At 30.1% G+C, this 12327-nt stretch carries 14 protein-coding genes; 2 read left to right on the top strand and 12 right to left on the bottom strand.

Annotated features, from left to right (window positions below; all coding sequences use genetic code 11):
* Positions 1–37: 37 nt before the first annotated feature.
* Both DFQ07_RS08280 and DFQ07_RS08275 read right to left on the bottom strand, forming a co-directional pair.
* Complete coding sequence (locus DFQ07_RS08280; protein ID WP_133535824.1) at positions 38–514, bottom strand: OsmC family protein; 477 nt, start codon at positions 512–514, stop codon at positions 38–40.
* On the bottom strand, positions 511–924 hold the full coding sequence (locus DFQ07_RS08275; RefSeq protein WP_133535823.1) for an amino acid-binding ACT domain-containing protein: 414 nt from the start codon (positions 922–924) through the stop codon (positions 511–513). Before DFQ07_RS08275 ends, DFQ07_RS08280 begins: the two co-directional genes overlap by 4 nt.
* A 379-nt stretch (positions 925–1303) precedes the next feature.
* Between DFQ07_RS08275 and DFQ07_RS08270 the strand changes: the two genes are divergently transcribed.
* Complete coding sequence (locus DFQ07_RS08270) at positions 1304–1786, top strand: group I truncated hemoglobin (RefSeq protein WP_133535822.1); 483 nt, start codon at positions 1304–1306, stop codon at positions 1784–1786.
* A 136-nt stretch (positions 1787–1922) separates the two neighbouring features.
* On the opposite strand, the gene DFQ07_RS08265 is transcribed toward DFQ07_RS08270, so the two are convergent.
* The 10 genes from DFQ07_RS08265 to DFQ07_RS08220 form a co-directional block, all read right to left on the bottom strand.
* Complete coding sequence (locus DFQ07_RS08265; RefSeq protein WP_133535821.1) at positions 1923–2882, bottom strand: MBL fold metallo-hydrolase; 960 nt, start codon at positions 2880–2882, stop codon at positions 1923–1925.
* A gap of 152 nt (positions 2883–3034) precedes the next feature.
* A complete protein-coding gene (locus DFQ07_RS08260) occupies positions 3035–3778 on the bottom strand; it encodes a LytR/AlgR family response regulator transcription factor (RefSeq protein ID WP_133535820.1) in 744 nt (247 codons plus the stop codon).
* A gap of 6 nt (positions 3779–3784) precedes the next feature.
* Positions 3785–4819 carry a sensor histidine kinase gene (locus tag DFQ07_RS08255; protein WP_133535819.1) on the bottom strand — a complete coding sequence of 345 codons (1035 nt, stop codon included), beginning with the start codon at positions 4817–4819 and terminating at the stop codon, positions 3785–3787.
* Between the two features lie 5 nt (positions 4820–4824).
* Positions 4825–6045: an ABC transporter permease gene (locus DFQ07_RS08250; RefSeq protein WP_133535818.1), complete on the bottom strand. Its 1221-nt coding sequence runs from the start codon at positions 6043–6045 to the stop codon at positions 4825–4827.
* On the bottom strand, positions 6042–6791 hold the full coding sequence (locus DFQ07_RS08245; protein WP_133535817.1) for an ABC transporter ATP-binding protein: 750 nt from the start codon (positions 6789–6791) through the stop codon (positions 6042–6044). The genes DFQ07_RS08250 and DFQ07_RS08245 overlap by 4 nt, the downstream gene beginning before the upstream one ends.
* A 2-nt stretch (positions 6792–6793) precedes the next feature.
* Positions 6794–8014, bottom strand: coding sequence for an efflux RND transporter periplasmic adaptor subunit (locus tag DFQ07_RS08240; RefSeq protein WP_133535816.1), 1221 nt, complete (start codon positions 8012–8014; stop codon positions 6794–6796).
* 10 nt (positions 8015–8024) lie between these two features.
* Positions 8025–9356, bottom strand: a complete 1332-nt coding sequence (locus DFQ07_RS08235) for a TolC family protein (protein WP_133535815.1) — start codon at positions 9354–9356, stop codon at positions 8025–8027.
* A 282-nt stretch (positions 9357–9638) separates the two neighbouring features.
* Positions 9639–10034, bottom strand: a complete 396-nt coding sequence (locus DFQ07_RS08230; protein ID WP_133535814.1) for a VOC family protein — start codon at positions 10032–10034, stop codon at positions 9639–9641.
* Between the two features lie 407 nt (positions 10035–10441).
* Positions 10442–10885: a GNAT family N-acetyltransferase gene (locus tag DFQ07_RS08225; protein ID WP_133535813.1), complete on the bottom strand. Its 444-nt coding sequence runs from the start codon at positions 10883–10885 to the stop codon at positions 10442–10444.
* Between the two features lie 11 nt (positions 10886–10896).
* Positions 10897–11289: a rhodanese-like domain-containing protein gene (locus tag DFQ07_RS08220; protein WP_133535812.1), complete on the bottom strand. Its 393-nt coding sequence runs from the start codon at positions 11287–11289 to the stop codon at positions 10897–10899.
* 137 nt (positions 11290–11426) lie between these two features.
* On the opposite strand from DFQ07_RS08220, the gene DFQ07_RS08215 reads away from it, so the two are divergent.
* On the top strand, positions 11427–12314 hold the full coding sequence (locus tag DFQ07_RS08215; RefSeq protein ID WP_133535811.1) for a LysR family transcriptional regulator: 888 nt from the start codon (positions 11427–11429) through the stop codon (positions 12312–12314).
* Positions 12315–12327 lie beyond the last annotated feature (13 nt).

Raw genomic sequence — 12327 nt, 5'->3', positions numbered from 1 at the left:
TGCTGACTCTATTTTAAGTAGAAGAACTAAATATTTACTATTTAACTTCGATTAAACAACTAGGGTTGTGAAATACCTTAAAATTCACAGAATTTGCTATAAAACAAAGTCCATTAGCTTTTTTATGTAATTCATTAGCTTTTTCTATCATTGAGTTTTCTGAAACTATAACAATAGGATTTAAGCTTACCTCTGAGAAATACCCACTACCATTTGGTTTAGTACTCATAATCCCTGTAGTATTATCTATATATTTAGTTACAATTATATTCGATTCAGAGCACAAATGCAAATACCAAAGCATATGGCAAGAAGATAATGAAGCAAGTAAAAGTTCTTCAGGGTTGTATTTAGTTTTATCACCAAGAAAGGCTGGGTCAGAAGAACATAAAATGGTTGGCTTATTATTAATAGATATCTTATGACTCCTTTCATATTCTTTGTAATTTGAAGTACCTTTTCCTTTGTTTCCTGTCCATTCTATAGTTGCGGAATAGTTGTGTTGTTTTTTCATATTACATAATCATCACTGTTCCACCATTTTTTCACCCATTTATCGGATACTTTTTTTGCTTTTTCGTAATTGTCTACGATGATAATTAATTGATTAGCATGGTCGCTATACTGTGTAAGGATATTAACATCAGCTTCAGCTAATTCTTTGCAGAACAAACCTAATTGACCAGGTACATCTTGTCGAAGTTTTTGAATAATTACATCACTTATTTTGGTAACTTTTATTCCAACTTTTTCTAGTTCTATTTTAGCTTTGTTAGCCTCTTCAACCAAAAAATGGGCTATAGAGAAATTTCCATTTTCAAAAACGCCACCACCTTCTAAACTAATTTTGTGTTTGCCTAGTATTTCTCCCATAAGAGCTAATTGACCTGGCTTGTTATCAAGTAAAATTTCTATGTCTTGCATTGTTGTAACTTTTAATTTTCAACAAAGAAAAATGAATAATTATTCAAACAATTCATTTAAAAATGAACAATAGATGATTAATAAAACTTTATTAATAAACTGTATCATTCATTACTTTATTTCTGTAGAATTATTATTTCATTGTAATTCTTGTTGAAGTTTATAAAAAAAATGTAATTTTACATAAGTCTATTGTTTTGATAAACAAATCGTTATATTTAAGACAGTAAATTAAATAGATGCGCTTACGAGTTTCGTCTCGATAGAATCCCCAATACTTATTAAATGAGAAAAATGATTTTTCAGTGTTTTCAAGAATAAACCTTGAAATCATCTGATACCTTTTCTGAAAATTGTATTAATCTAAATAATTAACCAAATGAAATCTAACTATTTATTATTACTAGTATTTGTCTTTTCCTTGTTTGCTTGTAAAACTGAGGTAAAAAAAGAAATAGAACCTTCTAAAGAGTCAGTGGCAGTAGTTGCAGAGAAAACACTCTATGAAAAACTTGGAGGTGCAGAGGGAATATCATCAATAGTAGATGATATTATTGAAGTACATTTAAAAAATGACAATATCAAACAGTTTTTTGTACCATTAACAAAAGATCCAGAGTATTTAAAACAATTCAAACAACATGTGAAAGATTTTTTTGGTTCAGGAACTGGTGGTCCAGAAGAATATAAAGGAAGAGATATACCTTCAGCTCATCAGGGCTTAAATATATCAGAAGCCGAATTTTTACATGCGATAGATGATATATTATTAGTTTTGGACTCACATAAGATTGATAGAAATTCCAGAAATGAAGTATTAGCTGTGTTATTTTCCTTGAAATGGGATGTGATTAAAAAATAAAAGACCTGATTTAATTGAGTAATATCTGCTCAAAAAATGGGCAGATTTTTACAATATTATTGTTTTAGGATTTTAGAAATTGATTGAGAGATAATAATATGTAATTAAGGCTTATAGTTAGTTTCGAGCTTTTTAGTTATAAATTAAACATATCTCTCATCTTTCCTACTTTAAAACCTTTTTCAATCACTAACAGGCTTTCTTCACTATTGGAGTTTAGCAATGGGTTTGTATGGTTAAAATGAATAAAAACAATTTTATTCTTTTCTTTTTCACTCAAATCTTTAAACTTTTTAAAACTTTCAATAACGAAAGGGTGAGGAATTTCACTGATATCTCGATTATTGATTTCCTTTCCGCTATAAAAAGCCGCATCTAAAAAGGCATAATCTACCTTTTCTATTTCTGAAATAATATCTTTATCCCACTTTTCCCATTTATCGATATCTGGAATAAACAACGCACTTTTATTTGGCCCTTTAATTCTATACCCTACAGTTTCAGAATATTCATCTCTATGCGGAACTAAAATAGGTGTTACTTCAACAGATTCTGATAAGCTAATTGGTTTTTCACTTTCCATTTCATGAAGTATTATATTTTTTCTTTCTACAAGTTGATTCCATGGTCCATTTTCGGTAAGAAACTTTTTCATTCTAGGCATGACATAAACAGGTGTATTTTTTGCGTTCATAGCTTCCTTTCCTAAATACATTAAACCTGTATAATGCCCTATGTGTGCATGTGTTAAAAAGATACCGTCTGCTAACTCATTATCACTTTCTGTTTCATATTTGGTAAGTATTTTCATTTGTGTTCCAATATTAGGAGTAGCTTCAAACATATAGGTTTTTTGATTTTCTGAATCAATTAAACCTAATGATATAACCTGTCGGTCATTATTAGAGGTTTCAAATAGACCATCACAGCATGTTTTTTTACAACCAATTTGTGGAGAACCTGCATCTTGAACAGTACCAAGAATTACAAGAGAAATGTTACTAAGACTTTGTTTAGATTCTGTTGTTTCTGAAGGTTTTTTATTAGAACAAGAAAGAAAAAAAAGAGTTAAAAAAAGGACGTAGTATTTATGCATTGTATAAGTTTAAATGAATACTAATGTATTTTAAGTATTAGCGTAATGGTAAGTTTTAAAAGTACAAATTTTTAGATAAGAATAATGTGAGTTGCTCTGAAAATAGCTTTGTAGATAGTTTAATATCTCTAAATGTGGTATAACTAACAAATTTATTTTAAGTTAAGTGAGTTGTTATTAATAAACTCTAAAAATTGGGGTTTATACTGTTCTGAAACCGTAATACGTTGCTTATTAATAATTATTTGACTACGTTCTATTACATTAATACTATTTAAAGCTACTATAAATGATCTATGTACACGCATAAATTGCGATTTGGGTAACTCTTGCTCCAAAGACTTTAAGTTCATTAAGGTTAGGATAGGAGTGTTGTTGTTTTTTAACCAAATTTTAATGTAATCTTTTAATCCTTCAAAATACAATACATCAGATAGTTTAATACGAAGCTGTTTGTATTCAGACTTTACAAATAAAAATTCTTTTTTAGAAGAAGTCAAATCAGGAGTAGTTTGTTGTCCTTTTACGAGTTCAAACCATTGATATGCTTTATTGGCTGCAGTTAAAAACTCGGTATAGTCAAAAGGTTTTAGTAAGTAATCCAAGGCTTCTACCTTAAAACCTTCAAGAGCATATTCATTAAAAGCTGTGGTAAAAATAACTCTGGTGTTTTTAGGTAGCATTTTAGAAAATTCTACACCTGTTAAGTCTGGCATTTGTATGTCTAGAAACAATAAATCTACAGGGGTGTTTTTAATAAAACTCATAGCTTCTAAGGCGTTACTACATTTAGTTTTAAGCTCTAAGAAAGGTGTTTTTTCTATATAACTTTCTACTAAGTTTAGCGCCATAGGTTCGTCATCAACAGCAATACAAGAAATTTTTAAGGTACTCATAAAGAATTAAGTAGTTTCTATCTTTAAAAATACAGAAAAACGATTGTTTTTAAGTATTGTTTCAAAAGTATATTGGTTTGGATATAATAACTGTAAACGCTTTTCTAAATTTTGTAAGCCAATACCTGAACCGCTTTTATCGTTCATTTTTTTAGGGAAATTATCATTCTCTATTTTAAAAATAACTGTTTTGGCATCCAGACTCATTTTCATAGTAATCTCACTTTTTTTGTTAGCAGAGACTCCATGTTTAAAAGCATTTTCAATTAAAGAAATAAAAAGTAGCGGAGCTATTTTAATGTTGGTTTTCTCAGAAGGAAAATAATAGTTTATAGTAATATTATCAGATACTCTCAGTTTCATTAATTCAATATATTTCTCTAGAAAATCTATTTCTTTAGAGAGTTCAACTAACTCTACATTAGTTTCATACAGCATATAACGCATTAACTTACCTAAACTATGAATAGAGGTCTTTGCTTGATTAGGTAAAACATCTACCAATGCATAAATATTATTTAAAGAGTTAAAAAAGAAGTGCGGTTGTAATTGATAATGTAAATGCTGTAATTCTGATTGTAACTTAAAATTAGCAGCTTCTTTACGTTCAGCTTCTGCTTTTACCCAACGCTTGGTTGTTTTAATAGCGATAGAAAATAGTAGTGGAGCTAAATAAGATAGCATTTGAGCATAAATAATCATTTTTAGAGGTGGAGCCTTACCATTGTTATCTGTAGGTTTTTTAATAAGATTTAAAAAAAAGTAACTTTCTATTTGCTCTTTTAAAGCAATAAAAGTAGCAATCATTAAAGTGTTTATAAGTACAAATAATAAGGTGTTTTTTTGAAATAAAAATCGATCAATTAAAAAGAAATAATTAATATAAAAGATAATAGCATAGAATAGCATCGGGACCCAAAAATGGGCTATTATTCTATTAATATTTTGTTCTTGACCATAAGACAAAATATATGGCATACTTATTAATACAAGCCAAATAAGTACATGTGCAAAAAGTGTTATCTTATTATTTTTATTCATACTTGTTATTCGTAACGTAAAGCAGTTATAGGATTTAAAGCAGAAGCTTTTCTAGCAGGATACCATCCAAAGAAAATACCTGTAATGGCACATACCGCAAATGATATAACAATAGAGTATAAAGCAACATCTGTAGGCCAATTTAAGAATTTTTCAATAAAAAGGGTGACGCTTAAACCCAAGATTACACCAAGTAATCCACCGGTAACACTAATTAAAATAGCTTCAATTAGAAATTGCATTAAAATATCAGAACCTTTTCCTCCAATTGCCATACGTAAACCTATTTCTTTGGTACGTTCTTTTACTGAAACATACATAATGTTCATAATACCAATACCCCCAATTAATAAAGAAATTCCTGCAATTGCAACCAATAAAACAGTTAGCATCTCACTAGTAGAGCTAAAAGTAGAAATAAGTTCTTCCATAGATCTGACATTAAAATCATCATCTTCATTATCTGAAAGCTTGTGTTGAGATCTTAAAATTTCAGTAACTTGAGTTACAGCATTAGGAGCTTGCTCTTCACTAACTGCAGAAGCTACAATTTGGTTTATATGATTTATAGCCAAAATACGCTTTTGCACTGTTGTATAAGGGGCAATTACCACATCATCTTGATCTTGACCAAAAGTGTTTTCTCCTTTTTTTTCTAGGATACCTATTATTTTAAAAGGAATATTATTGAATCGAATAGTCTTTCCTACAGGCTCTTCACCTTCAGCAAATATATTATCTACAACTGTTTGCCCTAATAAAGCTACTTTAGCAGCTGATTTTACTTCAGCTTCGGTAAACATACTACCACTTTGTAAGCCTACAAGCTTTATATATAAGTATTCAGGGTTTACTCCGTAAATTGAAGAAGGCCAGTTGTTCGAGCCATTGATTACTTGTCCGCCACCATTTACCATTGGAGTAGAGTAGGTTAATAAATTAGCTTGTTCCTTTATGGTTTTGTAATCATTTAGTGTCAGGGTTTCCATAGCACTGGCATCTTGTATTACTCCTCCACGCATATCGGCTCCAGGACTAATAGTAATCATATTAGACCCCATACTAGAAATGGTAGAGCGTATACTTTTTTTAGAACCCTCTCCAATAGCTAACATTGCAATTACAGAAGCAACTCCTATAATAATACCCAGCATAGTGAGTAAGGTTCTCATTTTATTTAAGATAATGGCTTTGTAAGCTATTTTAAGTAAGTTTAAAATTCTCATGACAAATTATTTTCTATAGGTAATGCGGCTAAATGTTCTGTAGCTGACTGTATATTATGATTTTTATAATCTTGTATTATTTCTCCATCTTTTAATATAATAGTTCTGTTGCTAAAAGTGGCGATATCAGGTTCATGAGTTACAAAGGCTATCGTAATTCCTTGTTGATTTAACTCTTGAAATAAAGCCATGATTTCGTAAGATGTTTTGGTATCCAAATTACCTGTGGCCTCATCAGCAAGAATGATTACTGGGTTGTTAACTAATGATCTTGCAATAGCTACCCGTTGTTGTTGTCCTCCTGAAAGTTGTGCAGGGGTATGGTATAATCGTTCTCCTAAACCAACCATTTTTAAAGCTTTAATAGCGCGCTTTTTTCGTTCTTCAGTAGTGACTTTGCTGTTGTATAGTAAAGGGAGCTCTACATTTTCTATAGCTGTAGTTCTTGCTAGTAAGTTATATGATTGAAAAATAAACCCTATTTTTTCATTTCGCACAGTGGCTAATTCATTTTTGCTTAAATCTTTAATATTAACACCATCAATTTCGTATGTACCAGAGGTTGGCTGATCTAAACAACCTAAAATGTTTAACATAGTACTTTTCCCAGAACCACTAGAGCCCATAATAGTTACAAATTCACCTTTTGTAATGCTATAAGAAATACCTTTAAGTGCATGGACTGTTTCTGAACCCATAGTGAACTTACGCTTTAGGTCTTGTATTTTAATAATTTCTTTAGTCATGATTACTTTCCTTTTTTGTTAGCACCTGGAGGTTTTGGCATAAAAGGGCTTTCGTTTGCATCTTGTGTCTGAGATAAAGGAGCCGCTGTTTTAAGGCTATATACTAGCTTTTCTCCTTCAGTAATACCACTTAAAATTTGGACGTTAACACCATCACTAGCACCAAGAGTAACTGGTTTTGAAGTAATTGATTCATCGTTATTTAAAACCCAAAGTACAGTTGTTTCTTTTGTATCTTTCTTTGGCGAAGTATTATTTATTTTGGGAGTAAGCTTCTTTTGAGTAAAGTATTGAGACATTACATCAGCATCTGGTTTAAAGTTTACCGCTTTAGCTTGAATTGTTAATACATTTTTTAATTCTAAAGTGTAAATTGAAATAGTTGCTGTTAACCCTGGTTTTAGTTTTAAATCTGGATTATGAGCTTTTATAACTACTGTGTAAGTTACTACATTAGAGGTGGTTGTAGGGTTTAAACGTACTTGTGTAACTTCTCCTTCAAAGGTTTCGCCTAAATAAGCATCAACAGTAAAGGTTACTCGTTGTCCTTCTTCTACGTTTCCTATATCAGCTTCATCAACATCGGCTTCCACTTGCATTTCTTTTAAATCTTGTGCTATGGTGAATAAGGTAGGGGTACTGTAACTTGCTGCAACGGTTTGACCCTCATCTATATTTTTAGACAAAACGACTCCATTAATAGGTGAATAGATATTGGCATATTCTAAATTTGTTTTCGCTGTTTTAAGCTCAGATAAGCGTTGTACTACAGTATTTTTTGCTGTTTGAAAATTATAGAGAGCATCGTCATAATCAGATTTACTTATAACTTTATTGTCATACAAGTTTTTCTGCCTATTATATATTGTTTCGGTATAATTATGTTGGTTTAAAGCATTGCTATAACTAGCTTGAGCTTGTGTTAATGCAGCTTTAAGATTGGTTTTGTCTAATTCGGCAATGAGTTGTCCTTCTTTTACAACATCATTGTAGTCTACATAAATTTTTTTAACAACACCAGATACTTGTGTACCAACTTCTACTTGAGTGATGGGTTCAACAGTTCCTGTAGCCGTAACTAAGGTGCTAACATCGTCTTTTTTAGCTAAAACGGTTTTAGCTTCAATAGATACGGGGGCTTCTAGAGGGGATAGATTATAAAATGCTAATATGGCAATGACTAGGCTAATGCCAATGATGGTAATATTTTTTTTAGTTTTCATTCTATATTTTTTAAAGTGTTATACGGTTTCCTTGATAGAATTTTAATAATTGTTGGTACAAAATGTTTAGATATTTAGCTTGTAAATAGTTTTGTTGAGAATTAGTATAGGTGTTTTGGCTAATTACTAAGTCAGCAGTACTTAAATTACCTAATTCATATTTCTTTTTAGCCAACTTATATGATTGTTCGGCTGCTTTCATCGAAGTTTTAGCAGCTACAAGTTGCTCTTGAGTAGCGATGGCATTTTGATATGCTGTAGCTACTTTTTTATAAATTTCTTTTTGAGTGTTTGTTTTGCTTATTTCAGCTTTTTCTATATTAATAGTGGCTTTTTGAACGGCTGCCTTTGTTTGATTTCTATTGAAGATAGGAATTGAAAGAGAGAGTCCAATTTTTTGATTAAAATTAAAATCAAGTTGATTGGAAAAAGTCATTGTTTCATTAACACTTGTATAACCTGTGCCTAAGCTACTTGTAAGTGATAAAGTTGGTAAATATCCTCCTTTGGCAATATCCATTCCTTTTTTACTAGCTTCAATTTCTAAATTACTCGCATTAATTTCTGGTAAAACATTTAAAGCCTTTTTGTAAATAGCTATTTCGTTTAAAGCCATTAGAGGAAAATCTGTATTATTATCTAAATTTTTAATTTCAATATTGTGGGTTGGATCTAATTCTAACAACTGTTTTAAACTAATTAGATATTGTTGATATGTGTTTTTGGCGTTAATAAGGATGTATTTATTTGTTGCTGCTTGACTTTGCGCTTCGGTATAATCGCTTAAAGTAATCGTACCAGCATCTAATCTTGCTTTAGCTTGTTCAACTTCTTTTTCAGTTGATTGTAAGTTGTTTTCGGCAATGATAATTCCTTCTTTAGCGTGAAGAATTTGTAAATAGTTTTCTAAAACACTTAAGGTGATATTGTTTTTAACTTCTTTTTCAATAAAAATGCTTTGTTTTAAAAGGAGTTCGTTCTGGATAATTTGGTTATTGATTTGATTTCCTTGAAACAAAATTATAGAACTATTCAGCCCAATATTAGTGCTATATATTTGGTCAGAAACAAAATTACTCGTGATGGGATCTATAGAGTTTCCGTTTGAAAAAGAAGTTGAACCAGAAGCGGTTAAATTAGGAAGTCTAGATGATTTTGCAGCTTTATAATCTGTTTCTGTAATACTTTTATTTAGAGTAGCTTCCTTTATAGTAATATTATTTTCTATAGCGTGAGCAATACATTTTTCAAGCGACCATACTTTTAATGGTATAGAATCTTTTACCTGTGAAAAACTAACCTGTAAATAAAAGAAGGTTGCTATGATAAGACATAATTTCATTGTTAGCGTATTTTAATTTACGCTTCAAAAGTGAAGTATATTGGTGTCTTAATAAATTGTAATAGATGTTTACAGTTATTGACTATACAGAAAGGCTAATTTTATCGATGAAATATTAAGTTAAAAAGGGAACATGTTTTAATACCTGAAAAGACATTGTTAGAAGAGTTTTTAGGAGAACAAAAATTGATTTGTTCTTGAGTATAAAAAGTAGCGGATTTTGAGAGCCATTTTTTCTATTTTTGATATTGTAGTAAGTAGAATTTTTAAGTTATATTGTGTTTATTTTGAACTAATAGGAGTACATATTTCAATAAGAATACCACTGTTATCTCTTAGGTAACCTACTTTTTGTCCCCAAGGTTTTTCTGTCAAAGGTTCAAATTCAGTCGCTCCCATTTCAATCGCTTTTTTAAAGTCCGTTTCAATATTTTCCGTAACAAATGCCATTTCTATACCGAATGGCTTTTCAGTTTTTTTGGTTTTGATAAATCCGTTTTTAAAATTTGAATTGCCCAATTCAATTGAAGCAAAGGCGATAGTTGTTTCTCCTGAAATCAATTCTCCGTAATCATTTTCTGGGGTTAAGAATTTTTGTTGAAATCCAAAAGCTTTTTGGTAAAATTCAATAGTTTCTTTTACGTTTTCAACATAAATTATAGTGTATCCATATTTCATTTGTATTTTCGTTTTTGAGACTTATAGTCTTGTTAAGGCTAGTACACATCTTTTTATTTAGTTTATGTGTATTTATTTTAGCTGTTGTTAGTGTGTTGGTTTTATTTTCTCCTTATTATAATCAAATTTAATTCTTTTCTTAAAATAGAAAGGTAATTGTATTCTTTATTCTAGAAAAAAGAAGAGGGTAATTAGTCTAATATATTTTGAGTTAATTATCTAATGGTTTTTCAAAAATCCATAGTATAAAAGTATCAGGTTAATTAATCCGTTTTTTTCATTAGTAGATAGCGATTTTGTATAAATTAATATATAATTTCTATAGGGGAAGATACAATTTTTAATACAATAGCGATTTAAGTTAGTACTTAAATCGCTATTGTATTTATATCTTGTTAGCTTTACGCTTAAATATTCATAGAGAACCTTTCTTTTGTTTTTGAAACCCCACCAATCTTTTGGTAAAACCGAATTGCTTTTTTGTTAAAGTAAGGTGTTTGCCATTGAATAATAGTACAACTCTCAGTTTTTGTATATTCTTTAATTTTTTCAATTAGGGCTGTTCCTAACCCTTCTCCGCGGGTTTTTTCTGTAAGGAACAAACAATCGAGGTAAATATAAAAATCTGCATTCCAAGTCGAAAACTGCTTCATGTAGGTTGCATACCCAACAATTGTATTTTCACTTACTACCACTAAACATTTTAAGCTTGGAAATTTTCCAAAAATTGACTTCATTAGTAATTTTTCTTTGTCTTTTTTTTCAAATTCAGCGTGTTCAAATTCAGCATGTTGCTCACATAAATCAATAATTTGTGGTAAGTCGGTAGTTTTGGCGAATCGTATAATCATTATATACTATTTTAACAAGCACATTCAAACATTGAACCTTTGTTTGGGTGTGATCCTTCAGTTGCGTAACCATCAAATTTCCACCATTCGATTCCGCCCATTAATTCTTTAACTTTAAACCCTAATTTAGCCATTTTTAAAGCACCTTTTGTAGACGCATTACAACCAATTCCGTCACAATAGCAAACATAGGTTTTAGATTTGTCTAAATGTTTTGTTGTTTCTTCAGTAATTTCTTTATGAGGAAGATTAATTGCCGTTGGAATATGCTCTTTATTATATCCAAAAGCTTGTCTTGCATCTACCGCTATGTATTCTGTGTCATTCTCAAAAGCATGATATAAATCTGAGGGATCCATTTCGAAAGCGAGTTTGTTTTCGTAAAATTCAATTTGTTTTTGCATAATTAATAGATTTTAATTTTAGCCAAAATTAGCCGGCCAAGAACCGGTTTTTTGAATATTGAAATTGAGTGTTTTAAAATTGAAGCTGAAATTTTTTCAAACTGAACATAGGCAACAAATTGTTATTTTTGTAAGCTATGGAAATCAAATACTTTAGACTTATAAAAACAATTGAAGAAGAGGGCAGTATTGCCAATTCTGCCAATAAATTGTTTTTAACACAATCAGCATTGAGTCATCAATTAAGAGAATTAGAAGAACGTTTAGGGTTTAAAGTATTTTATAGAAAGCGAAATAAATGGCAATTAACAGAAGAAGGCACCGAACTGTATAAATTAGGTAATTCTATTTTAGAAAGCATTGAAAAAGGCTTCCAAAATATAGAACAGTTACGAACAGGTTCTGTTGGTACTATCAAAGTTAGTACAGAATGTTATAGTTTTTATCATGGCCTTTCCTCATTTATTCAAAAAATGGGACTTTTATATCCAGAAATAAATGTTGATTTGGTTTTAGAAGCTACTCATCAACCTATTTCAAAAATTTTATCGAATGAGATTGATATTGCCATTGTTACTCAAAAACCTTTAAATGAGATCTTGTCAAACGTAGAAATTTTTGAAGATGAGGTTTTTGCAATTGTTCATAAAGAAAATCCTTTGAGTAAGAAAGAATTTTTAGATACTAATGATTTTTCAGAAACACATTTAATAATTCATTCTTTCCCTTTAGAAACGGTCTCAGTTTATGATTTGTTTTTAAAACCAAATAAAATAACCCCGTTAAAAATTTCTGCTATTCCTTTAACGGAAGTTGCTTTGGAGATGGTTGATGCTAATATGGGAATTATGTGTATGCCTCAATGGGCATTAAAATCTTTTAAGTTATCTGATAATTTGGAGTTTAAGCGAATTGGAAGAGATGGATTAAAAAGAAAACATTATTTGGTTTTTCGAAAAACGGATAAGGATAAAAATTATATCAATGATTTTATTTCCAACTTTGAAGAAGCTTTTTCAAAGTAATGACTTATTTTTC

Source organism: Tenacibaculum caenipelagi (genome assembly GCF_004363005.1).
Lineage (GTDB): Bacteria > Bacteroidota > Bacteroidia > Flavobacteriales > Flavobacteriaceae > Polaribacter > Polaribacter caenipelagi.
The sequence above is the reverse complement of the archived record's forward strand: the minus strand, read 5'-3'. Positions and strand labels throughout refer to the sequence as shown.